Annotated in this window: 19 protein-coding genes and 1 tRNA gene; 4 read left to right on the top strand and 16 right to left on the bottom strand. The window is 54.9% G+C overall.

Features of this window, described 5'->3' with window-relative positions; translation table 11 throughout:
- Positions 1-8 precede the first annotated feature (8 nt).
- Entirely contained in the window at positions 9-1,271 is a 1,263-nt protein-coding gene (locus tag N5W20_RS07975) for a beta-ketoacyl-[acyl-carrier-protein] synthase family protein (protein ID WP_319806614.1), read from the bottom strand.
- 138 nt (positions 1,272-1,409) lie between these two features.
- Here N5W20_RS07975 and N5W20_RS07970 point away from each other — a divergent pair, with 138 nt between their 5' ends.
- A complete protein-coding gene (locus N5W20_RS07970; protein ID WP_319806613.1) occupies positions 1,410-1,679 on the top strand; it encodes a hypothetical protein in 270 nt (89 codons plus the stop codon).
- 661 nt (positions 1,680-2,340) lie between these two features.
- Here N5W20_RS07970 and N5W20_RS07965 read toward each other — a convergent pair.
- The 6 genes from N5W20_RS07965 to N5W20_RS07940 form a co-directional block, all read right to left on the bottom strand.
- Complete coding sequence (locus tag N5W20_RS07965; protein ID WP_319806612.1) at positions 2,341-3,969, bottom strand: Hint domain-containing protein; 1,629 nt, start codon at positions 3,967-3,969, stop codon at positions 2,341-2,343.
- Positions 3,970-4,095: 126 nt separating this feature from the next.
- Positions 4,096-4,902: a pentapeptide repeat-containing protein gene (locus tag N5W20_RS07960; RefSeq protein WP_319806611.1), complete on the bottom strand. Its 807-nt coding sequence runs from the start codon at positions 4,900-4,902 to the stop codon at positions 4,096-4,098.
- 194 nt (positions 4,903-5,096) lie between these two features.
- On the bottom strand, positions 5,097-5,870 hold the full coding sequence (locus tag N5W20_RS07955; RefSeq protein WP_319806610.1) for a pentapeptide repeat-containing protein: 774 nt from the start codon (positions 5,868-5,870) through the stop codon (positions 5,097-5,099).
- A gap of 71 nt (positions 5,871-5,941) precedes the next feature.
- Entirely contained in the window at positions 5,942-7,204 is a 1,263-nt protein-coding gene (locus N5W20_RS07950; protein ID WP_319806609.1) for a beta-ketoacyl-[acyl-carrier-protein] synthase family protein, read from the bottom strand.
- Positions 7,201-7,491 carry an acyl carrier protein gene (locus N5W20_RS07945; RefSeq protein ID WP_319806608.1) on the bottom strand — a complete coding sequence of 97 codons (291 nt, stop codon included), beginning with the start codon at positions 7,489-7,491 and terminating at the stop codon, positions 7,201-7,203. Before N5W20_RS07945 ends, N5W20_RS07950 begins: the two co-directional genes overlap by 4 nt.
- 439 nt (positions 7,492-7,930) lie before the next feature.
- Positions 7,931-8,006: transfer RNA gene (locus N5W20_RS07940), tRNA-Ala, on the bottom strand.
- Between the two features lie 395 nt (positions 8,007-8,401).
- On the opposite strand from N5W20_RS07940, the gene N5W20_RS07935 reads away from it, so the two are divergent.
- The 3 genes from N5W20_RS07935 (at position 8,402) to N5W20_RS07925 (ending at position 10,140) form a co-directional block, all read left to right on the top strand.
- On the top strand, positions 8,402-8,710 hold the full coding sequence (locus N5W20_RS07935; RefSeq protein ID WP_319806607.1) for a YggT family protein: 309 nt from the start codon (positions 8,402-8,404) through the stop codon (positions 8,708-8,710).
- 186 nt (positions 8,711-8,896) lie between these two features.
- On the top strand, positions 8,897-9,817 hold the full coding sequence (locus N5W20_RS07930; RefSeq protein WP_319807871.1) for a lysophospholipid acyltransferase family protein: 921 nt from the start codon (positions 8,897-8,899) through the stop codon (positions 9,815-9,817).
- A 71-nt stretch (positions 9,818-9,888) separates the two neighbouring features.
- Positions 9,889-10,140 carry a DUF3297 family protein gene (locus N5W20_RS07925; protein ID WP_319806606.1) on the top strand — a complete coding sequence of 84 codons (252 nt, stop codon included), beginning with the start codon at positions 9,889-9,891 and terminating at the stop codon, positions 10,138-10,140.
- 47 nt (positions 10,141-10,187) lie between these two features.
- On the opposite strand, the gene N5W20_RS07920 is transcribed toward N5W20_RS07925, so the two are convergent.
- The 9 genes from N5W20_RS07920 to N5W20_RS07880 all read right to left on the bottom strand — a co-directional run bounded on the left by N5W20_RS07920 (position 10,188) and on the right by N5W20_RS07880 (position 26,850).
- On the bottom strand, positions 10,188-13,553 hold the full coding sequence (locus N5W20_RS07920; protein ID WP_319806605.1) for an error-prone DNA polymerase: 3,366 nt from the start codon (positions 13,551-13,553) through the stop codon (positions 10,188-10,190).
- The gene (locus tag N5W20_RS07915) at positions 13,550-13,897 is read right to left on the bottom strand and encodes a hypothetical protein (protein ID WP_319806604.1); all 348 of its coding nucleotides are present in this window, start codon (positions 13,895-13,897) and stop codon (positions 13,550-13,552) included. The genes N5W20_RS07920 and N5W20_RS07915 overlap by 4 nt, the downstream gene beginning before the upstream one ends.
- The gene (locus N5W20_RS07910; RefSeq protein ID WP_319806603.1) at positions 13,884-15,449 is read right to left on the bottom strand and encodes a DUF6504 family protein; all 1,566 of its coding nucleotides are present in this window, start codon (positions 15,447-15,449) and stop codon (positions 13,884-13,886) included. The genes N5W20_RS07915 and N5W20_RS07910 overlap by 14 nt, the downstream gene beginning before the upstream one ends.
- Complete coding sequence (locus N5W20_RS07905) at positions 15,403-16,158, bottom strand: ImuA family protein (RefSeq protein ID WP_319806602.1); 756 nt, start codon at positions 16,156-16,158, stop codon at positions 15,403-15,405. The genes N5W20_RS07910 and N5W20_RS07905 overlap by 47 nt, the downstream gene beginning before the upstream one ends.
- Before the next feature lie 533 nt (positions 16,159-16,691).
- Positions 16,692-17,591, bottom strand: coding sequence for a glycosyltransferase family 2 protein (locus N5W20_RS07900; RefSeq protein ID WP_319806601.1), 900 nt, complete (start codon positions 17,589-17,591; stop codon positions 16,692-16,694).
- A 557-nt stretch (positions 17,592-18,148) separates the two neighbouring features.
- On the bottom strand, positions 18,149-19,177 hold the full coding sequence (locus N5W20_RS07895) for an asparaginase (protein WP_319806600.1): 1,029 nt from the start codon (positions 19,175-19,177) through the stop codon (positions 18,149-18,151).
- A 550-nt stretch (positions 19,178-19,727) separates the two neighbouring features.
- Positions 19,728-21,935, bottom strand: coding sequence for a GH39 family glycosyl hydrolase (locus tag N5W20_RS07890; RefSeq protein WP_319806599.1), 2,208 nt, complete (start codon positions 21,933-21,935; stop codon positions 19,728-19,730).
- 313 nt (positions 21,936-22,248) lie between these two features.
- The gene (locus tag N5W20_RS07885; protein WP_319806598.1) at positions 22,249-24,468 is read right to left on the bottom strand and encodes a GH39 family glycosyl hydrolase; all 2,220 of its coding nucleotides are present in this window, start codon (positions 24,466-24,468) and stop codon (positions 22,249-22,251) included.
- Between the two features lie 186 nt (positions 24,469-24,654).
- Entirely contained in the window at positions 24,655-26,850 is a 2,196-nt protein-coding gene (locus N5W20_RS07880) for a GH39 family glycosyl hydrolase (protein WP_319806597.1), read from the bottom strand.
- Positions 26,851-26,997: the final 147 nt, after the last annotated feature.

The following is a 26,997-nucleotide window of genomic DNA, read 5'->3' as shown; positions in this document are numbered from 1 at the left end:
CCGAAAAATCAGGCTTTCGCAAAAGCGAGGCAGGCATTGACCCCGCCGAACCCGAAATTATTCGATAAAACATGGTGGTAATCCCCCCGCCTGGGGGCCGTCAGGCGATCAATCCGACTTTCCTGATCAGGTTGGTCGAGATTGTGCGTGCCAGGCGCGATGCCTTCTCGCAATGTGCTGATTGACATAATCGCTTCAATTGCCCCCGCGGCCCCGAGCGTGTGACCGGACAATCCTTTGACGGAGGACGTGACAGGTGCTTCAGGCCCGGAGAAAATCGATTCGATCGCCTCCAGCTCAATATTGTCGCCGAGGGGCGTGCCGGTAGCGTGGGCGTTGATGTAATCCACGCTCTCCGACGACCAGCCCGCATCATTGAGGCATCGACGAATTGCAAGCTTTGCCCCCTCCCCGCTGCTCTGAGGGCTGACGAGATCCTCCCCGCCTGCTGATTGCCCGTAACCGGCGAGCTCCGCCAGGATTGTCGCGCCGCGCGCCTGGGCATGTGCATAATTTTCAAGCACGAGAATACCCGCGCCTTCAGCCAGGACAAAGCCGGAGCGATCCTTATCCCAGGGCCGACATGCTGTGAGGGGGTCACCCCCCTCAAGGGAGGCAAGCGCACCCAGATCCCGGAATGACTTGAACCCCGCTGCCATCACGGCAGCCTCCGCGCCTCCGCAAATGACAATGTCATTATAGCCGTGACGTATATTGCGCGCGCCCTGGCCGATCGCATGGGCGCCGGTTGCGCAGGACGCGCTGATGGCATCAATGGCGCCGGCAAACCCGTATTTGCGCGCAATGATGCCGGCGCAGGAATTGACGAGCACGCCGGGGAGGAAAAACGGTCTCCTCAGTGCTTCCTCATCCGTGGCAGCGGCCATCATCCGGCCAAGCCCACCGATCCCCGACCCGACGACGATGCCGACATTTTCCCGCTGGGAAGCGGTGAGGGTGTTGAGCCCGGCCTGCGAGATCGCCTCATCAGCCGCCAGCGCGCCGAGAAGGATGAAACGGTCAAGACGGCGCTGATCCCGATAGGAAAGTGCCGCGTCGATCCTCTCCACCATGTCAGGCGCGTCAAAATCGGGGACGAGGCCCCCGAATTGCGTAAAGCGCTTCTCTCCGACACGGGCTTCAATCTTCTGGAGATTGGATCGGCCTTCCAGTAAGGCGGCCCAGCTTTCAGCCGTGTGTCGGCCAAGCGGTGAAAGCGTTCCCATGCCGGTTACCGCGACACGATGAAATCTGTGGTGTTCCCGGGTCACGCCAAAATTCCTTCAATTTAAATTGGCTTTTCGAAAAGGCTTTTTTGCAGGACAAAGTCATGCAGAGTTTGCGGTCATCATTTGAGGTCACCAAAGTGATCGCCTTCAGGGGAGCATCGGGGAGGATGAAAATCCCGCATGTTCCAGGCACGAAAAACGCGCCGTCAGCGAAGTGACCACGATCCTGCTTATTTTCATAAGCGGTATGTCCGCGATGAAAGATTGGAATCGACGCCGATCTCGCTCGATGCGCCGTTCAGTTTTATTGAGCGCGCAGGGATGATTTGCATCACATCAAGATATCGAGGTGATAATTTTGCAGTCATCACGCATATTTTCGCCCTGAAGTCACTTCCGAATTTAGATGAGGATTGTACATGCGATGCAAATTTTGCACATGTACAATGAAACTTGATAAGTGCTTCAATCTCGGGAATGCCAAGCCGAATCTTTCTTTTTTCTACAAAGTAGATTTTATTGGTGAGGCTGGCTGCGCGTAACAACATAACTGTCAAACTGATTATGAGTAAAATGACGTGCCTCAAGATTGAGGTGCGAATATTATTCGGGTTTTTGAGCGCCCATTATCGAAATGTCAACACTCTATTAAATCAAATTTACCGACAATAACGGAGAAGGCGATAATTTGAGCAGCCCAGTCTTCAGAGCGCCGTCAAAGGCCCATGACAAAAAAGCTCTACGGGCCTGACGCGAGACGTCTTCAGCATTGTTTTGAGGTGGTGAGATGCGCCTTTGCGCGGCTCAGATCGCGTTTCGGATCTTACGCAATTTCTACGCTGTCGAGTCGCGCTTGGATGGCTGATTGATGGCTTGTGACCCGCAACCATGCGTTGAGCGCTGAGGCCTGGACACGTCCACGCCCGGCTACCGTGTCACCGAAGGATTTTCGAGGTAAAGCGAGGCACGTTCTGAAGCAGGCACTTGGGCCTTTCAGCGCGGCGGCGTGACACCGCCTCGATTACTTGAAGAGCTTCGTGCCTCGCCTGGTTAAAGATGTCATCAGTTAAAACAGACCGCGCGTCGAAAACGCGGTCTGTTTTTGGTTGTTTCAGAAAGCGATTTCTTCGCGGTCCGGGAAGGCGATGGCGAGTTCGAGCTCTTTTTTGCCGGAGGATTTCGGTGCGCGGGCCAGAGGGATAATGCCCTTGCCATTTGTCCAGCGTGAGCAGCCATCCTCAATATTATTCCATCCGCCCAGACAGGTCTCATTGAGGTGATCATCGATGATGACGCTGCGCTGCTGATCAGAGACCCTGACCGCACCCACGCGCACGCCGAGGTGACGCCGGTCATCCCAGTAAGGTCCGTGGATCTGGTCAGGCCGCCATGCATCGCTTTCCACGACGACATATTTCGTGCCTGCCGGGATGGAGAAGACAGCATGGCGCTCATTGACGTCTTTCAGGGTGGCGTGCGTCCCGAGGTCCGTCCTGACGCGCACAACCCGGCGTGCAGGCGCGGCAGAAGAGGACATCGCTACCGGAATGCCGATCGCAGCGGAGCGCTCAGCAAGCGCCTGCCAGATCTTCCGCGCTTCCGAAATCTCCGTCACAAACGGAAAGGCGGGTGCGTTATCGATGGCTTCTCCCGACGTCTCAAACGCACCGAAATCGCGTTCATTCCGCCCGATCATATAGCTTTCAGATGGAAGCGCTTCCGAGAAGACAACCGCATGTTTCTCGAAAGCGAAATGATAATATGTATATTGGCGGCGCTTAAGGTCATAGGCAATCGAGGCGCCATTGACGAGCATCCGGACCGGGATCAGTCTTTCTCCAACAAGGACAGAATGTTCCGGTGTTACCCAAAGATCGCGTTTGGGCTTACCGGCCTCAAACGCATTCGCCTTGATACGGACAAGGAAGTTGTCCCGATCGGTTGCGCCGCGCAGGTCAACATGACTCTTCCCGAGCCAGCGAATGGGCTGAGGGCCAAGATGGGTTGAAACCAGATCACCTAATTTGAGCGTTTCGACAGGCTTTTCACCATCAGGCGTCTGAATCAACGTGCCTTCCGCGAAGCATGATGAGACAATCGTGCCTCCCTTCCCGTCAGGTTTGAACTGATATCCCTGAAGGTTACCATTGATTGTGACGTCACCATTTGTCGTGTGAATCACGAGTTTACCGGTGGAGCGTGACACCCCGACGATCGTCGTCGGATCAAGGTCGGTAATGTCGAAAGAATAGTTGGTGGAATTTGATGTGACCGTCAGGGATTTAAGCGCTGCTTTCGTCACATAAACGCTGGCTCTGTCATATAGATAAAGTGACGCGGCGCCGATCTGATTGATCGTGACCGTCCCCGACTTCGCAAAAATCCTGACATTACCCGATGTGTAAACATAGCCATTTGCGCCGACAGTGGCTCTGGCCGAACCATCAACGGTGATGTCACCTTGCAGCGTTGTCCCGGCATTGATAACCGCTTCCCCGCCAACCATCTGAATACCGTTAAGCGTGCCGCCGCTCGTCTTGACATATCCGTAATTGACCGTTGAATTGGAAACATAACCACCTTGCAGATAAAGACGGCCGCCATTGAGCGTGTTGCCGTTGCCTTTACCGCCTGACCGGAACACGGCGCCCTGACCGTCTTCCAGAGACTTGTTATTAACCTCGGAAGTGCTGCTATCGACGATGCCGCATTTGACACCATCGATCCATTCATAATTCATTTTTATTGCCCCCTAATGGCTTCCAGATTCAAAATTTACTTATGAAAACGGGTGACGCGGGCCAGCCCGACGCTAAAATTTCAAGTATTTGTAAATAAACGAGATGTTGTCGATGCGGGCCGCTACCTAATGCATCCCAGTCAGACTGGGATCGGCCGGACCATGGGCGGCGCGGTCTTTGACCTGCGCATCCATGAAAAACGTTAAAAGGTCGCGATATTCTCTCAAATAAGTCAGCTCCGCCGGTGTTGCGTCGTCGCTGTCACCCCCTTCGATCTGGTCACGCGGGAACATCGTGCCCGCCATCATCAGAAAATCCTCAAAGAGGCGCACGGGAAAGACGGAGCCGCTGAACGTCACAGGGGGACGGAAAACATCTTCATTACCCCAGAGGAAATGCCCAACTTTTGCCTCCCGCAGGGCACAGCCCGCGAAAGACCCCGCCGCGAAGTCAAGATTGTCGAACTTCGCACCGGACAGAGCGGCACCGTCGAAACGCGTATCTGAAAGAGATGCGCCTCTGAGATCAGCCTCGACGAGAGAGGCCCCGCAGAAATTTGCCTGGGTCAAATCAGTATTGCTGAAATCCGCCAATTTCAGAATGGCGCCGTATAGTTCCGCCCCCTGAAAAGAAGAATGTGCGAACTGCGCGCCCATGGCGTGGACACCGTTGAGACGCGCCTGGTCAAACCGGCAGGCGTGGAGCGTGGCGTGATTGAAGGAGCTGCCGGAGAAATCCCGCCCGGAAAGATCGCAATCCGTGAGATGAAGCGTGTCGAAATTGAGTCCGCTAAGAGGCGCATCCTCGGCCAGAAGCTGTTTGAAAGCGGCGGCCAAGCAGGCTGTCCGGTCCGACGGGTTGATTGTGTCAGAGACAGGTACACGACGCGCCACACTGTCGCCCGCCATGTTGGCTATTTCAACCTCAAACATCTCGAACCTCTTAATTGACGTTGCAAGACAGCATTACTTGAGCGACATTAAATTTATAAAAACCTCCGGCCTCTTCCGTGGCAACATCGCCAAGGTCAGCGGGGGCATTCACGAAACATTAAAACAAATTTTCATAAAATGTGAGTCATATTTTGTAAAATATTGCATCTGCGCGGTGAGACACCTTGTCGTCGTCAATCGACGTGCAGCGCTTCCTTTGCCGGGGCATTTTCAGCAAGAAGATAATCGTCAAGGGCCCTGCACGCGAAGAGGGCCTCCAAGATGTGCCCGAACTTCGCATGGAAGCGGAGCGCGCGCAGACCGCCATGCTCAATGGCGCGGCGCGAAGTCAGCTCACGCAAGGCGCGTATGGGCATCATGGCGGACCCGATGACGACATAGCCGGGCAGCAGGACGATGCGATAATCAATCCCGAAAATATGGATCGGCCATTTCTCAAGCGTCACATCGCGCCATCGGGCGCCTTTGATATCCGCCTTGCTCACATCGACACCGTGCCAGGTGGCTGAAGCAATATTGGCTTTATCGAGAAGAATGCCATCGATAACCGCGCCGCTGAAATCCGCGCCCTCAAGCGCGCTGCTGCGCAGGTCGGTCCGGTTAAGCTGGGCGCCGGAGAAACGCGTGGAAATGGCAGCAACGCGTGACAGATTGGCGTCATCCAGCTTTGCGCCGCAAAATGAGGCGCGGGATAAATCAGTTTCTGAAAGATCGGCGCCGCGCAGATCAGCGCCGGAGAAGTCAACGTCCGACAGGTCGGATTTTTGCAGATCGGCACCGCGCAGATCACAATTGGCGAAGCTCAGCCCGGAAAAATGCGATTGCGGGCTTTCGAGATGGCGCAAGTCGGTCGATGCAAGATTGACCTTGCGCGCGACGAGCTGGTGGACAGCCTCCGCCAGAAGCTCACCTTCACTGAGATCCGCATATTCGTCCCAGATTGTCACAATATGCGCAGCGACCTTCGAGTTTCTCGAGACGATCTTGTATTGCAACAAATTTACTCCCGGCTTGTCACCTAGGCTTTTTCAAAGGCAAGACACGCATTGACCCCACCAAAACCAAAGCTGTTGGAAAGGACCCGGCGGAAGGCACCGCGCATAGGCGCCTTCAAGCGTTTAATCACGCTCAGGCGACTTGGTTCCCTAAAATTGTGCGTCCCCGGTGCGATGCCTTCCTGCAGCGTCTTGACAGAGATAATGGCTTCGATCGCGCCCGCAGCACCCAGAGTGTGACCGGTCAGACCTTTGATGGATGAGATGACGGGAGATCCGACCTCGGAAAACACAGCTTCAATCGCCTCCAGCTCAATATCATCGCCGAGAGGTGTGCCTGTTGCATGGGCGTTGATGTAATCAATGCTGTCTGCTGTCCATCCAGCATCGTCCAAGCAACGTTGAATTGCCTGGATCGCGCCCCGCCCTCCCGGCTGCGGCGCGACGAGATCTTCCCCCCCGGCTGACTGACCATAACCGGAAACCTCAGCGAGAATGGTCGCGCCGCGTGCCACGGCGTGATCGTAATTCTCAAATACGAGGATGCCCGCGCCTTCCGCGAGGACGAAGCCCGACCGATCTTTGTCCCACGGCCGGCAGGCGGTCAGTGCCTCCTGCCCACGTGTGGCGGCGAGGGCGCCAAGGTCCATGAAGGCTTTAAATCCCGCTGGCAGAACCGCGGCTTCCGTCCCGCCGCAAACGACAACATCATTGAAACCGTAACGAATTCGCCGCAATGCATCGCCAAGCGCATAAGCGCCCGTCGCGCATGAGGCACTGACGGCATTGATGGCGCCAGTATATTTGTGCCGCGCAGCAATCACTCCGGCGCAGGAATTGATCAGAACACCCGGGAGATAAAAGGGGCGACGTGCATTTTGTTGATCCGCCGCCGCTTCCATCATATGTCCCAGCCCGCCAATGCCCGAGCCGATAATCACTCCAACCCGGTCCCGCGTGGCCATGTCCAGATCCCGAAGCCCCGCCTGCGCGATGGCCTCCTCCGCCGCGAGCGCGCCAAGGAGGATAAAGCGATCCAGACGGCGCTGATCCCGGTGGGAAAGGGCCTCATCGACCCGTCTCAGCATCTCGGGTGACTCAAACTCAGGCACAAGCCCTGCAAATTGGGGGCGTGAAGTGGCGCCCATCCCGGCCTCAACCTTTGTCAGATGAGCGCGCCCTTCAAGCAGTGACGTCCAGCTTTCACCAACATTATGACCGAGCGGCGACAACATGCCGACACCTGTCACGGCAACGCGGTGAATCTCCTGGCGACGTTTCGTCACGTGGCGGCCCCTTCGACCTCAGTCGGATTATTGAGAGCGGCCTGCTTCTGAGCGATAACTTCCTCAAGAGCGATCACGATGTCGTCGACAGTTTTGAGCTTGCTGGTGTAGAAATCGTCAGGGATGACGATATCCAGGCGTGTTTCAAGCTCGAAAACCACCTCAACGAAATCGAAGCTGTCAGCCTGCAGATCCTCAACAAGGCGCGTATCCGCCGTGATCAGATTTGCTTCACTTTTAAAGTGCTTCGTCAACTGATCGATAACGATCGGTAAGAGATTAGACATTCAGCCCACCATCACTGAAAAGATAAAGATTTTATCGGATCGTCAAATAGTTCAGTAAAAACAAAATTTTGAAAAAGCTAATATCCAAGGTATGCACGGCGGCTAATTGCCTCGGCACAATAGTCCTGAAGCACCCTTTAGACGCCGGACGTGGTAAACGCCGTCGTCGCTGGAGCGCTATGCGACGAGTAACGTCGAACCCGGTGCAAATGTGGGATGTTATCAACGTGAAACAAGTTTTCGAAAAGTAAAATACGCCGACAGTTGGAGTCTGAGAGACAGAGAATTTTTGGTGTAAGTTGACGTAAATGTCAACATTCTTTTAAAGTAAATTTAACTTTAATATTTCGGTAGTGATTTCAAGCCTGAATGTCGGGGCGCTTATCTTCACGATAGCTGCGCGCGCGGCGTTTGATTTACGGGTTTTCAGAGGGTATCGTGGTGGAGCTGAGGGGAATCGAACCCCTGACCTCCTCATTGCGAACGAGGCGCTCTACCAACTGAGCTACAGCCCCACGAAGGCCTGATACATACTCGGCTTTGTCATCTTGTCAACAGATGAGTTGTACGCGCTGCCGACCTGATCAAACGCACAGCCCCATCGCCGCGACTCGCATGATCAACGCAAATTGGCGGGTCGGAAGAAATCCCCATGCGGTGAAATCCTTGCGAAAAATCGGGAAACGTCTCAAATCTTTACAAATTCGAAACGACTCGGGTCACTCGATCCGCGCTCCCTGACCTCAAACATAAGGCCGATTACCCCTAAAATCTTGATTTACAGCGCAATTTTTTCATTGAAGAGAGGTGGCCCCGATGCAGAAAATGCTTTTATCGATTGCTTAAAGGGGCGATCTACCCGATCTTTGCGCGGTCGCATTGGACCAATCGTCCATTAAGGAGTTTGAGAATGTTATCTGGTCTTGTGCTGATCGTCATAAAATTCGTCACCCCGGCTTTCATCTATATTCTCATTGGCGCCTGCGTGATGAGCATGCTTTTCGGCTTCGGCATTCTGCGGCCTGATAATCGCTTCCTCGTTAACCTTTACATGGTCCTCAACCAGATTACAGAGCCGGTCCTCGCCCCGATCCGTTCCCTGCTGCCGCAATTTGGCGCGTTTGATTTCAGTCCCATCGTCGTGCTGCTGGTCCTGCAATATCTTTTCCAGCCGGCATTGATCCAACTTTATCTCACTTTGGCCATGCACGGTTACTGACGGCCATCAGCGTGGCCTTGCGGCTGGCTGGTTGTGTTTGCGTTATCCGCGCATTAAGGAAAACTCGGCTGACCGGCAATGCGCGGCAGTCCGATATGAGATTGCTCGTGCAGGAGGCTGTTTGTGTCATCGACGTCGCTCAACAGAGGGAGCGCCCCCCTGCCGCCGCTCGAAGATCATGTCGCGATAGATGACACGCTGGAATGGCTTGATCGCATCCTGGGGGCGTTACGCCTTTGTCTCGTGACAATCTGGGTGCCGCTCTCCGTCGGGTTCGAGGCCCTGCTTCTGCTTGTGCCGGGGACGTCAAAAATCCGTTGGACACGCATCATATGGCGGGGCATGTGCCTCATCCTCTCCGTCAGGATCAATCAGATCGGCCAGGCGGCCGGGACATTGGGCGGACGACGTGGGCGCGCACGTGGCGAGCGGCCCGTCATCTACGTTGCCAATCATTGCTCCTGGCTTGATATTCCCGTGCTTGGGGCGCGGTTTTATTCCGTTTTTGTCGCCAAGGGTGATATCCGATCATGGCCGATTATGGGGCTGGTTTCCAAAATCGGGCGGTCAATTTACGTCAGCCGCCATCGACGCTCCACCGCGCAGGAGCGTGACAATATGGTGGCGCGGATGATTGGCGGCGATAATCTTATTCTTTTCCCGGAAGGGACGTCGTCAGATGGTTGCCGCGTTCTGAATTTTACCTCCACATTTTTCGCCATCGCAAAACCGCCCCATCTGCCCGCATCGGTGCGCGCCCTCAGTGGCCCCACGTACCCGGAAGGGATGGCGCCCCTCATCCAGCCCGTTTCCATCGCCTATGACACGCTGGATGGTTTGCCTGTCCAACGGCGGCGGCGCGGTGTTTTTGCCTGGTACGGGGATATGGAATTGGGGCCGCATGTCTGGCAATTCGTCAAACATCGGGGCAAGCGCGTCTCGATCCTGATGCATAAGCCGCTCGCGCCGGAGGATTTTAAAACCCGCAAGGCGCTGGCACAGGCGGCCTTTAAAGTCGTCGCGGAAGGCGCAGCGCAGTTGCGTCAGAATGTCGATGGCTTGACGGGCTGGCATCCCCTGATGGAAGAAAAGGCGGCGCGCATCTGACGGGAGATACCGTCAAGTCTACCGAACCGCGCGCCGAGCGCCGGCATCGCCCGGCAGAAAAGGAGTGAAGAATGAGTGATGCCTTGCCTGACCGGCTTTGTTCAAGCCCGGATAGCAAGTTTTACGATGAAGCCATCCTCAGTAAAGGCATTGGCGTCCGCCTGAATGGTGAGGAGCGGACCAATGTGGAGGAATATTGCGTCAGCGAAGGCTGGGCCCGCCTTGCTGTCGGCCGCACGCTGGACCGCCGCGGCCGCCCGATGACCATCAAAGTGTCCGGGAAAATCGAGGTCTGGGTCAAGGGGGATGGTGAGAAAGCGTAAGTCGGGAGATGTCCTAAGCGCTTGGAAAGCGTCCCCCTAAAAAGGCGTCACTGAAAATTGCGCACGCGGGGTTTGAGCGGGGTGGTCTGTATCTCGCCCTCCTCCAGTTCGGGACGTAACAGGGGGCCTGCATCTTCCAGACGTTCAACGACAATATGCGTTACCTCGCCTTCACGTTGCAAAATCCCATGGCAGATCAGCGCGCCCGCAGCGATGACAATGGCGCGCTGGGCTTCAATACGGTTTTTCCAGAGGATCAGATTGGCAAAACCGGTTTCATCCTCAATGGTAATGAACATCACCCCCTTTGCCGTGCCGGGGCGCTGGCGCATCAGCACCAGCCCGGCGATTGAAACACGCTGGCCATCCTGTTTTTCCGTAAGGGCGCCGCAGGGCAGGATGCGGCGTTTCGTCAGGGTCGGGCGGATAAAGGCAAAGGGGTGCGCCTTCAGGCTGAGGGATGTCGTATGGTAATCCGCGTGCACATCGCGCTGCGGCGGGATGGGGGGCAGCGTGACGGGCGGTTCAATACAGGCGATTTCAGGACGGTTGCGTGTGCGGGATGATGCCGCGAAAAGCGGCAGGGGCCGGTCGCGCAGCCCCTTGATATCCCACAAAGCCTGACGCCGATCGCGCCCGAAATGCCGAAAAGCGTCGGCCTGGGCCAGATGCTCCAGCGCGGCCAGAGGCACATCGGCCCGGTGCCAGACATCGGCGATATTTTCATAGAGCGGGACGCGCCGTGCAATCAGGCGTGCGGCGTCGTCATGCGCCAGTGCCTTGACCAGACGCATCCCCAGCCGGACAGCATGGCGTCGGCCGCCGGGCCGCCCCTCCAGCGTGCAATCCCATTGGGAGTGGTTGATGTCGACGGGCCTGACCTCCACACCATGTTCCCGCGCGTCGCGCACAATCTGTGCCGGGGCATAAAACCCCATGGGCTGGCTGTTGAGCAGCGCCGCGCAGAACATGTCGGGATGATGATATTTCAGATAGCAGGAAACATACGCAATGCGCGCAAATGACGCGGCGTGACTTTCCGGAAAACCGTACGAGCCGAAACCTTCAAGCTGGGAAAAAACGCGTTCCGCAAAAGAGGGGTCATAGCCGCGCGCAATCATGCCACGCACCAGCTTATCCCGGAAATGGGAAACCCCGCCCGTAAATTTGAATGTCGCCATGGCGCGGCGCAAAGCATCCGCCTCATCCGGTGTGAAACCGGCACATTGAATGGCGATCTGCATGGCCTGTTCCTGAAAAAGCGGGACGCCCAGCGTTTTGCCCAATATGTTTTCCAGGGTGGGTGAGGCGCATGTGGCGGCCTCCAGCCCTTCACGGCGACGCAGATAAGGATGCACCATATCGCCCTGGATCGGCCCCGGTCGCACGATGGCGACCTGCACGACAAGGTCGTAAAACGTGGTGGGTTTCAGGCGGGGCAGCATCGCCATCTGGGCACGGCTTTCAACCTGGAAGGTGCCCAGCGTATCCGCTTTGCGGATCATGGCGTAAGTGGGTTTGTCTTCAGCCGGGATACTGGCCATGTCAAGTTTCAGATAACGATGCGCCGCCAGCATCTCGAAACAGCGCCGGATGCAGCCCAGCATGCCGAGGCCCAGAATATCCACTTTCATGAAACGAAGCTGGTCGATATCATCCTTGTCCCACACGATAATCTGGCGGTCATTCATCGCGGCAGGCTGAATCGGGACGAGGCCATCGAGCCGGTCATGCGTCAGGACAAACCCACCGGGATGCGTCCCTAACTGCCGGGGGAAACCCAGGATCTGGCGGGCGAGATGGACGGTCAGCGCCATCCGCCGGTCACTGAGATCCAGCCCCATTTCGGCGCTGCGGGACCGGAAGAGCGCATCGTCACCCAGGGCGGAGGCCAGATGCGTTGATAAAAGCGACAGCAGATCCGCCGAAAGCCCCATCGCCTTGCCGACATCGCGCAGCGCGCCTTTGGCCCGGTAGCGGTGGACCGTGGCGCACAAGGCGGCATGGCCCCGCCCGTAACGGTGATAGATCCACTGAATTACTTCTTCCCGGCGGTCACTTTCAAAATCAACATCAATATCGGGGGGCTCCCGCCTTTCAGCCGACACGAAGCGCTCAAACAGAAGGCCGCTCTGGACCGGGTCGATCGAGGTGATGCCAAGCACATAACATATGGCGGAATTCGCGGCTGAGCCCCGCCCCTGACAGACAATCCCGCGAGAGCGGGCAAATTGCACGATTGTGTTGACGGTCAGAAAATAGGGTGCGTAATCCAGCTTCGCGATCAGGGTCAGCTCATGCGCGATCTGCTGGCGGACTTTTTCAGGCACGCCATAAGGATAGCATTGCGGTGTGGCGGCCATGACCAGGCGTTCCAGCGTCTGTTGCGGCGTTTCCCCCGGCATGTCGCTTTCCTGCGGATATTGATATTTGAGGTCATCAAGTGAAAAGCGACATAAAGAGGCGATATCCTGCGTGCGTTGCAGCGCATCCGGATCATGCGCATAAAGCTGGCGCATCTCGGCCGGGCTGCGAAGATGGCGGTCACGCAGGGGGTCGCGCCGGGCACCCAGTTGCTCCAGCGGTCTCTTTTCCCGGATGGCGGTCAGTGTGTCGTACAGAATATGCCGCTCGGCAATATGGTACATAACGTCATCGGCGGCGATCAGCGGGATATGGGTGCGCCGCGCCATATCAGCCAGCATGGCCAGTCCGTGCCCGTCACCCCCATGGAAATGCCGCGTCAATGCCAGAAATAAATGATGTGGCGTGCCTTTCTGTCCCAGGGCGGCTTTCATCTGATGCAATTGTGAAACGCAGATGGCGGCGTCTTCCACCCTGTCGCGTGGCGCGCGATAGGGCCGCGGCGTCGGGACCAGGATAAAGCAGAACCCTCCATTGTCACTTGGACAAGCATGGTCTGTATCCGTCTGGTGCTGTGCTGCATCGGCAGAATTGTCATTTTGCCCGTATGTCCCCGCTATGTCTGCCGCGACAGGGCGTGTTGCGGCAGGTGGTGCATGATGCGTCGGCGGGGCGGCGGGGTTGGCTGGCAGGGCGGGGTGGGCGAGGTCATGCCAATCAAGCACAAATGTCTCACGCGTGCCGCGTTTATGGCCGAGTGTCAGCCAGAAGCACAGCCGCGTCCATGCTGTGCGGTCCTTGGGGTAGGCCAGCAGGATCGTGCCATCCGTCAGTTGCAGGCGACAGCCCGGGATCAGGCGGATCCCCGCCTCCCTGGCGGCGCAATGGGCCTGCACCAGCCCGGCGACCGTCTGATGGTCAGCGATCCCCATGGCTTTATAGCCCATCGCCGCGGCTGTGGTGAAAAGCTCGGAAGGATAACTGGCGCCACGCAGGAAGGAATAATGGGTCACAACCTGAAGCGGCACCGGGAGACAATTTTCCGTCATGTGGAATCATCCAGCGCATCATCATGTGCCACTTCCTCCGGCGTGGCGGGGGCGGCGCTTATTACCGGTTGTTCTGCCCGCATGGGGATGCGCCCGTGCGGTGGGGCCGGCGTCTTTGTGTAGATGACGAAGCCGCAACGTTGCAGATGCGCAACCAGGCGCACGGCGACGAGACGGGCCATCAGCTCATCCGCGTCATGGATGCGGCGGCGTGCATCGAAACGCAGGGCATGCATCAGGGCTGAGGCGATATCTTCAGGCGAGGCGGGGGTGAGGCTGTCCGTTGTCAAATGAAATATCCCGGCAATCAGATGTTGGGAAATAAAAATCTCAGAAAAGACCATGTACAAACCAGCTCTGATCCCCCGCCCAGTGATGCACACCGTCACCACGGCGATAAAGCCAGAAGCCGCGCCCCTGCTCATCCTCCACATGCCAGTAATCGCGTGTTGCGCCATATTCCGTGTTTGTGTGCCACCATTCCCCATGCAGGCGCTCCGGGCCTTCAGCGCGGCGGATATGATGAATGCGCCCGTGCCAGCGGAAGCTGCGCGGCGGCGCATTCTGTGGCTGGGTGACGTTGTCAATGATGGTCATATCAGCCGTTACGAGGCGTATGGGCTCCGCCGGGTGCAGCAGCCGGGCGGGGCGGGGCGCAAAAACGGGAAAATCCTCGCCGGAGCGTGGCATGACACTCAGGCAGTCCTGCCGTGCCTGCGCGCGCTCGGGGATGGCGGAGGGGGCTGGCACAAGTCGGAAGACCGCCCGTACCCCCGGCTTATTATGCAGATGGTCTAGAAACAACTGATATCGGGCGGCCTGATGATCTGACGTTGCGGCCAGCAGGCCATGCTGCATCTGTAAAACAGGCGCCGCTTCAGTGACATGGACGCGCATGGCCTCAATGCCGAAGCCTGGTTCAATATGAGCGATACGGTTTTTGAGCAGGGCCAGCAGATAAGCCGGGTCATTGACAGGTTCGGCTGTGACAATCGACACGGATTGCGCGGCACGGTCCACCCGCTCACAAATAAGGGAAAGGCGTCGCACCCCCTGGCCTCGTTTCTGCAGAAGAGGGCAGATCTCCACCAGTAAGACTTCCATGGCGATGGCGATGGCCTCTGCCGTCATGATCGGCTCCCTCAAACTGCGCCGGACAATAAGGGAGGGGGTGGGCGTCAGGGGTTGCAGCGGTTTGTCCCGCAGGCCCAGCGCGGTGTTCAGATGATGGGCGAGTTGCGGCCCGAAGCGCCGCACCAGCGGGGCGAGCGGCATTTTGCGCAGGGCATGGATGCGCGTGACGCCCATCTGGTTGAGGTCTGCCAGGGTTGCGGGTTCAAGCTGAAGGGCCGCAATGGGCAGGGGGTCCAGCACCGCGACCTGTCCGGCGGGCGGGACAATATGGCGGGTTTCCGCCCCGAAATGCGTGAGGGCGTAAGAAGCCCCCGTCGTGTCGCTGATGGCGAGGCGCACGGCATGATGGCCGCTGACTTCCATACGGGTCTGGATGGTCTGAAGCAAAGATGCTTCCCCGCCATGCAGATGGGCGCTGCCAGTGATGTCAATCCAGATCCCGTCCGGCGGGGCGGGTGCGCACCATGGTGCGACCCAGCTGAACCAACGTGCCAGATCTTCCAGCGCGGCGGCATCCTGTGCCGGTGTTGCCAGGGCGATGGTCAGGCCGGGCGCAAGGTGACGCGCCTGGGCAATGGTCATGCCGGGCGTGACGCCACGCTGCTGCGCGTGCTGATCCACCGCAATGACGATATTGCGATGATGATCGTAAGTGTAAAGCGCGATACCCGATGGTGTTGTGGGTTTGCCCCCTTCTTGTTGACGCCGCCAGAGGTCAGTGCGCCAGTGTGGAAACCACACGTGAAGGATGCGCCGTGTCATGAATAATCGGGTCAGGGAGCTCGAAAGGTGAAAGGGACCATTGATGCGGTCGGCCTCCGCGGTGACGCTGAAGGTCGAGACGCCATGGCATTTGGGACGCCGTGGCGGTGCTGCCGGGTCCGGCAGCGGGGTGAGGTGTATTTTCAGTGCGGGGCGCTTCAGGCGTGATCAGCCACCTTGTTGTGCTGGTCGTAGGGGGCTGCTTCGTCGCATCTGGCAGGGCACAATGATAGAGTAAAATGCCCAGCCCCCCGCCCTGCTCGACAGCAAGCTGAAACCGGCGCGAGGCAGTCAGGTGGAAAAGGCGCGGTAATTCAATGACCGTCGCGGCAAAATGCGGCTCACGAAGGGCATCTTCACAGATACTGGGCAGGACGGCCTCCTCAGCCTCAATGCAGATGACACGCTCCGGATTGAGCCCGTGTTGGGAAAGGCCCATGGCATAAAGGGAGGAAAGCTGCGTGCCGATCCACAGGACAGGCCCCGGATGACGTCCCAGGATTGAGGCGATGAAACGCGTCGACTGGGCGGCATAGCCGCTTGTATCAAAAAACTCATGAAGGGCGCCGCGCAACAACCCACCACCCAGATGGGCATCAGGGCCGGGCAGACCTGTCGCGCAGAATTGCGCCTTTGCCGCCGGGGCATAATGGCGCTCGATCCGGCGGATCTGCTCACGTAGGACAGTAAGGTTGGATTGTTCGCGCATGAAATGCCTCCGTGAGAACATAATAGGAACGAACAAAAGGTGAACGCAAGCTTTTTGGCTGGTGATGTCGGGGGGCGATATTGCCATCCAGGGTGTTGGGGAAGCTCGGAAATCTGCCGCGATGGTAGCGGTTATTTTTTATAAGATATTGATATACATATGTTTTTCAGGGATGCGCCGGGTAGGATGCTTCCGTGACATGCCAATATTAAAATCTTGCACCCACCCCCTGACGCTTCCCGCGACTCGGTTTGCAGACGTCAGCAGGGGCATAGCTGCGATATGAGTCGCCGCGTTTCAAACGGCCGGAGAAGAGATCCATCGGGTTATTCTGACATTTGACACGATGTGCTTTGCATAAAGAGGCAGGCAGGTGGGTATGGCATTATAATGCGGCCCCTCATCTGCACGGACATGCAACTGACGGGCCGCCAAAAATAAGCCTGCTTTTACAGGCTTGAGCGGGTTTTACCTGCTGCCCGCCACTTGCTCACGCCCGAAAAAGCCGGTCGCAAATCAGATGCATCATCATGTCAGACGAGGACATCATTATGTGGCTGCCCATACCGGACAACAGACCAGTCCCGAAGATGATTATCCTCGACGGCATTGGCTTCTTCCATCTCTGTAAGATATTCACCGCTATCCAGCTTTTCCTTCCAATTCAGGAGGAAGCAGTTATTTCCCGTACGGGCCAGAAGCGCGAGACCACGATCGACACGCTCCTGAAAATGATTGGCGTGGCGCATATAGTAATGCGAGATGCTTGCGGCTCCGCGCAGGCGATCAGAGATTTCGGGCGTGATTTCAGAGGGGTCCAGTTCCCTCAGGAACGGCGAACCATCAGCAAATACGCGTTTGACACCATGGGGATTAAATGGATTATCTGCGTAGGAATGGTAACCGATACCATGTTGAATGGGGCATGGGTGACTCATGAGGAAGCCCAGATCCATCGCCGCCGACCGCACCAGAATTTTCGTCTGTTTCTGCATGAGGGCACTGCGTTTTGTAAATAATTGCAGAACGCGTCCGGCGGGTGGTTTCTCATGTCCGCTATGACCGAAATTGAACCAGTTCAGATAAACAACGTCAACATCATGCGGAAACGACCATAAATATTCCTGCAAACTGTGATGACGTTTAAGAGTAATAAATTCATCAACGTCGAGGAAGCTGACCCACCTGTGATCATGAAGGTGGATATGTGCCCAATGCATGTAGGCTTCCAGTTGCTGCCCGATATGGGGGAAGTGCCTGAACTCAATAAAACCCGACTCGATCCATGGTAAAACAGTCCTGTACATGGATGCAGGATCATCATCATTGCAATAGAGATAGACTTTATCAACACCAATCGTACGGTGATATGAGAGCCACTCGTTTAAATATAGGTTTTCATTTCTTGCTATTGTGACGAGACATATGCTCATATCTTATTCCTGATTATGAATATTGATGTGGATGGGAGTTCTACGGTCATAATGGATGGTGAATTTTCAATTAACAGAAATCGCGCATTCTGTAAATTTATTGGTTCGGTGAGCGCTCACTAAAGTCGCAAAATGATTCGGGAATTCTACGAAAGAATCGCGTAATTTATACAGTCACCGAATGGCGCTTAGGGTCGGCACATCCGGATTCATCGCATGGTGGGCGGTTTGATTGATCAAAGGGGACAGGTCGGGCTTGCATTATTGTTGAGGTTACCCGGTAACGGGGCAGGTTGCCCGTGCAAGGGGGCTTGACGGGAATGACCTCTGTAAGACAAACGGAAGTTAAGGCGCGCAATTCAGACGCGATTTTGAGCAGGATGGCGACCTGCCGCAGGATCAAACCGGATTATACAGTCTTTGCCGCCATCCCCTCAAGCAAAGACTGTAGAAAATGAAAGAATCCAAGCGTTACAGCTTCAATCACGATGTAAGCAAATGATCGCGGCGATCTTTATTCTCACTTAGCCATGGCCATGACATAAGCCGAAATCGGTTCAGCCTGAATGAAGTTGTAACTGGCTGAGGGTTTCGGATGCGCGAATGCAGCCGACTTCCAGCCCGTTCCAGTTTTTGAGGGGCGCGCGGCTGAGTGATGCCATGATTGTGTGGTCCTCATCCGACCCGGTCAGGGCGGGAATTTTTTGCAGAAGGGCGGCAAGGGCGACTTCGGCGGCACGGTTGGCGCCATCTTCCACTTTAATGGCGATGCCGAGCCCGACATCCGGCAGGGCGGCGACCATGACACCTTCAGCGCCCATTTTACAGAAAACGCGCCTGCCGAAATGGGTGATCAACCTCGTGTCAAACCGCCCCGTCCCCGCCAGCATAAAGGGCGCGGCCGCAATGGCGGCACGCAGCCTTGCCGCAGCTTTGCCGCGATCTGCCTCCAGCGTATTGTTCGCGCCGAAACGCGCAAAACCAAGTGCGAGCTGACGCAGCGGGATCGCGTAAGTCGGCATGGAGCAGCCATCTATCCCGCGATTATGGGCGTCATGCGGTGTGTCGGTCATTTCAGCGAGAACTGCCGTGACCTGTTTCTGCACGGGGTGCTCTGGCGTTACATAATTTTCAGGGTCAAGCTGCTGGTCCAGAGCGAGGCAGACCAGACCGGCATGCTTGCCGGAACAATTATTATGCAGCGCGGAGGGCTGCCTCCCCTGGGCGGCCAGATCGTGGCACGCTTTTTCCCCAAGTGGCCAATGTGCGCCGCATTCCAGACAGGTAACTGTTTTCCCTATGCGCTGAAGAATGCCCGCGACTATCCGGGTATGGGCTTCCTCCCCATTATGCGAGGCACAGATGACGGCCAGTTCGGCGTCCGTCAGTTTCAGGCGGGATGCGGCCCCGCTTTCCAGTAATGGCAGGGCGAGGAGCGGTTTGACGGTGGAACGCGGAAACACAGCCTTTGTCGTGTCGCCCAGAGCGAGCACGTCCCGCCCGGAAGCATCAATGATGGCGACGCTTCCATAATGGCGCGACTCAACGCGTCCCCCACGCTCAACTTCGGCAATCAGGTGGCGCATATCCTCGTCCGACTTCAACTTTGGCACTTTAATTCATGGCGTCATGAAGGCTTTTACCTCATGAAACCGGTTAACGGCAATTTGGCATCTGGCAACTTGGTTGGCAACTCCCATCAATTTAAAAAGGGGACTTGGTGGTCGTCACCCTAATGGCGCCCCTTTAATTCGAGATCCTGCCGAAATACAACGTCGATACTTTTATTTTTTATCATGTGTTCAAATACGGATCGTCTTAAATGAGGTGTTGCCGTGATTTCCACCTGACCGTCGATGCAATAAGATGTGTAATTTTACGGTCTTGTGAAGTCTCTCGGATTAAATTTTAAGAGTTTCAGTTTCTGACAAAAAAAGGGGCGCCTACAAATTAAAAAAAAATCACGGTCCAAGGCGTGGAATCTCATTCGTCAGCCGCGAGGCCGATCTTTTTGCAAAAACTCTGCAAGTTACTGCCTTAGCGAAGCCTGTCAGCCTTTTCATACTGAAATGTTGCAAAACGTCGACACCGCCAAGGGTAAAGTCGTCACCCTCTCCGAAAAATCTTGGAGTCGATTCATCGCTGCCAATAAGAGCGATATTCCAGTTGCATCTCAATGGTGTATCTTTGACGATACGAGCCGCCGAAATACATATCCAATCCAGCAGGATTATTTTGTAGCATCGACCGCAAATTTCCGCTTTGAGTAAATTCTACCCACATGGCCATTTGCCGCGTGCCGGGTCCACCCCAGGCATGCGCAACCGCAGTGAAAGGTGCGCCAGGTGTTGCGCCGTTGAAAGATTGTATGTTGGCGCCGTCAACATGGAAAACCAGATCGTAACGACCACCTTGCTGCACATAGAACGAACTCGGAATTTGTTCCCATGGAAAGTAAATGGTTTCAAAAAAAGTATTTATACCTGTAACGGTGAATTTCAGTCTCGTTCCTGTGGAACCTCCTCCGGGATTGACTGGATCATTGGGGTTATTGGGGTTATTGGGATTGACTGGATTGTTAGGGTTGTTGGGATTGGTGGGTGTGTTGCCGAGGGAAAGCGTATAAAGCGTTACGGAGGACTCGATAGCTCCTGGATCTGTAATGACGCAAGTTGAACCATTTTTCGTAAAAGAGACGTTTTGAATAATAGGCGGCAGAATCCCGCTGAGATCGGCACCTTCTGTAAGCCGTCGCGTCTCAAGAGACACAATGTTTCGAGATAGATTCGAAATATTGAGCGTGACGCCGCCTGAGCTCTGGCTGTAATTCCGGGAGCGTGGGGTGAGTTCGGCATTGTTTGGTATCTGCCGCGCAAGGGGCTGCCTGTTGACAACGTCATTATTTTGCAGTGTCGCCGGATTTTTGCCGCCGAAATAATGTTGCACTGTCCAGTCGTCGGTCATTTGCGCGATCTCTCGACCGGAATCGACATAATGCTGCTGATACAGCCTGCCATTCGAGGGTGGCACGTTGGGCTGGCTGAGGGAGCGGTCAGTCCGGTAGTTGGCGACGAGTATTTTGACGACGTTGCCTGATTTCCCCGCAAGGACGCTGACACCTGTCGTGAAGGTGTCTGACGTCACGAGGAGGTTCGGCGTTTGTTTAAGCTGGTTGAACATCGCGAATGCCTGCGCGGCATAAGTGCAGAAGCTTTTATATCGCCTATCCACAGGGTTGGGCTCATCATTGAACAAGCCGAAGGTGAGCGCATCGCCGCGATAATAATAAGCGCGATCCACCTTGGTGGACTGCATATAAATCAGGGATGACGCGATATAGGACGCGTTCTGCGCGGATTGCACTTTGGTGAAAACATTGACAGATGCCTGAGGCGATGAGTTCCACTCCGTACAGATGCTTTCAGCATTGCCAAAGCCATATCGCTGCAATGAATTCTGAATATTATTACCAATATCGATGATATTTTGCGGGTCGGATGTCGTATTTGCGTAATAATGCCAGGAGAGAAAATCAAGCGGCGCGTTATTCGACCGGCAGAAGGAGAGAAGTCCGTCCAGATAGGCACTGCCCGGATTATAGCCCGCAGCGACCCCGGCCCCTCCCACTTTAGCGCTTGGATCAATCTCTTTGATTTTCCAGGCGATTTTCGAATAAAAATCGTAATATCGGCTGGGGTCACTACTATTCCAGAAAAAGGGGAGATCCGGCTCGTTCCAGATCTCCCAATAAGCGACTTTCCGCGGGATGCCGGACATGTTGAGCTGCGCTGAATAACGTTGCACAAGCGTGGCGACGAGGGTCACGTAAATGTCAAAATTTGCAGGGAGATCCGGCCCGCCATCAATCGTCCGTCCGATGCGGAAAAGGACTTCGCGATTGATACCCTGTGGGTTGACGCTCGCATTATTATTCATGATTCGCCGGATGTAATCATCCGTGATTTCGTAATTGGAATTGCTGAAAGCGAGATCGTAATTGCCCTGGCTCATTCCGATCGCGGCATTGGGATAAATTGTGCGGGCATTGCTGAAACTGGCAATGAAATTGCGCGCCCGGCTGACCTCATTTGCCGGCACATTCGGAATCATCTGATCATTATTGCCCCCGATACCGGGAATGGCACCATTATCAAGGTCACCGACACCATAAATGTCGTGCAGACGGATATGGGTGATGCCCATCTGGTTGAACTGGTCCTCCAGATCCGGGAAACCGGGCATAACCGAGACTGGCGAACCATTAACACCCGCAACATCCTTTAGTTGACCATTATTACCTTTATTCGTATCCTGGGAATCGTAGTTGATATTAATAGAAAGCATATTGAACCACTTTTGTTATTATTATTAGAATAAAACATATAAATATATCTTATTCTTTCCACAGATTTGATATTAATATATTTTTGGTTATGAATCAAATCTCTTCGCAATATTTATAGATTCTCTGTGAATCTTCTGGTCATTACAAAATATTGATTTGAATATTCTGTTGAGTGCGATTTGCAGGTTTAAAATCAGGTCGGAATCGCGCTTTTTAAGAGCCTGAATGCCCGTATATGTAAACAGGCTGACCACCCGGTATGCGCCGGATGGCCAGCCAAAATCACTATTGCGCCTTCGCAGCGCAAGGATTTCAGATCAGGGATGTCGCCGTATATTGATAAGTCAGCAAAATATCGACGGTGTAGGGTGCGCCTCTCTGGCCGTGCATCGTGATGCGGATGCCGCTTGATGAGGGCGCCTGGAGAATATCCCGCAAATATCCTGACCGCGTGAATTGCAGCAGAAACACAGCGCGGGTGACATTCGGCCCGAGGGTGGATCTGGGGAAGAGGTTGAAGGGTGCGCCAGCCGTGTTTCCGCCGAAACGCGCGATCCCGATATTATTGACTGACATGACCATCTGATAAACCGCGTAAATCGGTACGTAAAAATTACTCGGCACCTGACTTGCCGGCATGAGGATATGCGGATTTTGGCCGAAAATATTCGTCGTGCGGAACTCGACGGCCCGGCCCGCAGCCGGTATCGTTGGGTTCGTCGGATTGGTCGGGTTCGTGGGGTTTGTCGGATTCGTCGGATTAGTTGGGTTGTTCGGGTTCGCGGGTGTGTCGCCGAGCGTCAGGGTGTAAAGCGTCACGCTATATTCTGTCGCACCATTATCGGTGATGGTGCAGGTCGAGCCATTCATATTGAAGGAAGGTGGCGAGGGGGTTGTAGGTGGCAGTATGGCGCTGAGATCACCCCCCTCCGTTATGCGCCGCGCCTCGACTGATTGCACATTCATGGGCAGATTGACGACCTCAAGAGACACGCCTCCACTACTATTGCTGTAATCGCGGTTTTTGGCCATCAACGTCCCATTGGTGGGAATTTCACGCACAATCTGATTTTGGGTCACAATATTGTTATTGTTCAATGTGGACGGGTTTTTGCCCGCGAAATAATGTTGCATCGTCCAGTCATCCGTCATGACGGAGACGTCCCGACCGGAATCAGCGTAATGCTGTCGGTAGAGTCGACCACCCGCCGGCAATGTGCCGGGTTGACTCAGAGACCGATCTATCCGGTAATTTGAAACGAGGATTTTGACCGTGTTTCCCGCCTTGCCGGCCAACAGGCTGATGCCCGTATTGTTCGTATTCGTCGATGTGAGCAATGTCGGCGTTTGCTGGAGTTGATTAAACATCGCGAAGGCCTGCGCGGCGTAAGTACAGAAACTCTTGAAGTTCGTGTCGACCGGGTTGGGCTCGTCATTAAACAGCCCGAAGGAGAGGCCATCGCCCCGGTAATAATAAGCGCGATCCACCTTGCAGGACTGCATGTAAATCAGGGTCGAGGCGATATAAGCCGCGTTGCGGGCGGACTGCACTTTGGTGAAAACATTGGCGGAGGCTTGCGGCGTTGAGTTCCATTCCGTGCACAGGCTTTCAGCGTTGTTGAAGCCGTTTTGCTGGAGGGCATTCTGAATGCTATTGCCGATATCGATGATATTTTGCGGGTCGGAAGTGTTGTTTCCGTAATAATGCCAGGAGATGAAATCGAGCGGAACATTGTTTGACCGACAGAAGGAGAGAAGCCCGTCCAGATAGGCGCCGCCCGGATTATATCCATTCGCCACGCCCGGTCCGCCGACCCTGGCATTGGGGTCAAGCTCCTTGATCTTCCAGGCGATCTTTGAATAAAACTCGTAATACCGGTTGGGGTCGTTGCTGTTCCAGAAAAACGTGAGATCAGGCTCATTCCAGATTTCCCAATAGGCAATTTTCCGCGGAATGCCCGACATATTGAGCTGCTGGGAATAACGTTGGACGAGGGTTGAGACGAGGGTCACGTAAATATCGAAATTGGCGGGTATCTCATAACCGCTATCGATGGTGCGCCCGAGGCGAAAAAGGACCTCGCGATTGATGCCCTGCGGGTTGACGCTCCCATTATTATTCATGATCCGACGGATGTAGTCATCGGTGATGTCGTAATTCGCGTCTCTGAAAGCCAGGTCATAATTGCCCTGGCTCATCCCCGTCGCGGCATTGGGGTAGATGGTGCGCGCATTGCCGAAACGCGCGATAAAATTGCGTGCCTGCCCCGCCTGCGCATTGGGCACATTTGGAATCAGCTGGTCATTATTATTCTGCAAATTTGCGGTGGCCCCATTATCAAGGTCGCCAACACCGTAAATATCGTGCAGACGGATATGGGTGATGCCCATCTGATTGAATTGGTCTTCCAGATCCGGGAAGCCGGGCATGACGGAAATAGGCGAGCCATTGACACCCGCGACATCCTTGATCTGGCCGTTATTGCCCTTTGAAGAATCCTGAGAATTATAATTAATGTTGATAGAAAGCATGATTCAGGACGTCCCACATTGTTATTATTGTTTCTGTGAGGAGCTTGCGGCCCTTGAAGCGCGCCTGATTTCCTCCCCTTAAAACAATTATATCCCGCGGCGGCTCATTTAAAAACGCCGCGGGATAAGTTAAATGTCAGGCTTCATACAGTATCTGCGCCAAAATATGCGGGAGACTTCGAAATTTTAAGCCGATAAGAACTGCCAATTAATCTGCATCGTGACCGTTTCAACATCCGTATCACCGAGAGACATGGTTGAAGTTGTCCCAGTCCCTTTACCAATATCTTTGAGAAATCCGCTTTTCATAGCGCGAAGTCGAAAGGTCGCCGTCTGGTGACCGCGTCCCATAACGGATCTTCTCATTATTCTGAAATTTGCGGCGAAACTCCAGCCTATCGTAGAGGCAAAAAACGGCCACTTGGTACGTTCACGCGCGTAGATGATTTTCGGGGAAAGAGAGAGTGTGACGTTATAAATGCTCCCAGCCGTCACGTAATAGTCATCGGGAATGTTGGTCCCTTCAAAGATCCGATCGAACCAGATCAACGTCACATTATTCAATTTTTTCGATACGGAGAAAGATCCCCGGGAGGGTCCAGTTGGCGTCGGTGACGGAACAGGTGGCGGCGCGTTCGTCCCGTCGGCAAGCGTCAGTGTGTAGAGCGTGACCGTGTCTTCCTTCGCCTCCGGGTCCGTGATGGTATAAGTCGTATTTTGCTGCCAGGCGACCGGGGTCGACGTGATGGGTGGCAGAAGGGTGCCAAGTTCCCCGCCTTCAACAATGCGACGCGCTTCAAAAGAGGCAACGGCCCCCGGTATATTTTCAATATTGAGGGTGATGCCGCCGCTGCTCGCATTATAGTCTCGCGTCCGCGCGCGCAATTGTCCGTTTGTTGGGAGTTGCGGCACTGTGTTATGCTGCGTGACGATGTTGTTGTTGGATAATGTTGATGGCTGCCTGCCAGCAAAATAATGCTGCACGGACCAATCATCTGTCACCTCGTCGATCTTACGGCCGCAATCAACGTAATGCTGTTGATAGAGCCGGCCAATCGAGGGGGCCGTGTCCGGTCTGCTGAGAGAGGGGTCAACCCGGTAATTTGCGACCAAGATGCTCAGTTTGTCGCCATCCCGCCCTGCCAGAAGGCTGATGCCCGTATTTTTCGTATATGATGTGCGCAGCAGAACCGGCGTCTGTCTGAATTGGCTGAACAACGCGAATGCCTGCGCGGCATAAGTGCAGAAGCTTTTATAACGCTTATCCGCAGGGTTGGGCTCATCATTGAAAAGCCCGAAAGAGAGCGCGTCACCTCGGTAATAATAGGCGCGATCGACCTTGCAGTCCTGCATGTGAATAAATGTCGATGTCAGATAGGCGGCATTACGCGCGGTTTGAACTTTGGTGAAAACATTTTTTGATGCAAACGGCGTTGAATTCCATTCCGAGCAGATGCTTTCCGCCTGGGTGAAGCCATTTTGTTGGAGGGACGATTGGATGGTGTTGCCGATATCAATGATATTTTGAGGGTCGGAGGTGAGATTCCCGTAATAATGCCAGGAGATGAAATCGAGGGGAACGTTGTTCGACTTGCAATGGGAGAGAAGCCCATCCAAATAGGCGCCGCCCGGATTATAACCGTTCGCGACGCCAGCACCGCCAACTTTTGCCCACGGGTCAACTTCCCTGATCTTCCGCGCGACCTTGGTGTAAAATTCATAATAGCGCGCAGGGTCGTTGCTGTTCCAGAAAAAGGTGAGATCAGGCTCGTTCCATATTTCCCAATAGGCGATTTTGCGCGGAATACCGGACAGGCTGATATTGCCGGAATAACGCTCAGCCAATGTCGCGACGAGAGACGCATATATATCGAAATTCGAAGGTAATTCGTAACTTCCATCGATGGTCCGCCCGACGCGGAAAAGAATTTCGCGTTGAATTTCCTGCGGGTTGACGGACGCGTTATTATTCATGATCCGGCGGATATAATCATCCGTGATGGCGAAATTTGCGTCTTTGATGGCGAGGTCGAAATCGCCTTTCTCCATGCCGGTCGCGGCATTGGGAAAGATCGTCCGCAGATTGCCGAAATCCGCGATGAATTTCTTTGCCTGATCGGCCTGATCCGTCGGGACATTGGAAATCATCTGGTCGTTATTCCCCCGACGCCCGGCAATCATGCCGTTATCGAGGTCGCCTGCGCCATAAATATCGTGCAGGCGGATATCTGTGACGCCCATTTGATTGAATTGATCTTCCAGATCCGGAAAGCCCGGCATGACGGAAATGGGTGAGCCATTGACGCCGGCGACATCCTTCACCTGGCCATCGCGGCCGATCGAGGTGTTCTGAGCAGTGAAATTGATGTCTATCGATAACATAAAGCGACTCTTCCAGTTATTATTTTTCTGAATATTGATGCGCCTGATAAAACGGCGCTTCACGGCGACTCCCTGAGGAATCGTCGCAAAGCGCACATTCAAATTTTGTGAAGTAGAAAACTGAGAAGTGATTTTCCCAATCTCAGC

Origin of the sequence: Candidatus Kirkpatrickella diaphorinae, from assembly GCF_025736875.1 — a bacterium.
Lineage (GTDB): Bacteria > Pseudomonadota > Alphaproteobacteria > Acetobacterales > Acetobacteraceae > Sorlinia > Sorlinia diaphorinae.
Note: the sequence above shows the minus strand (reverse complement) of the source record. Positions and strands in the feature narration are given on the sequence as shown.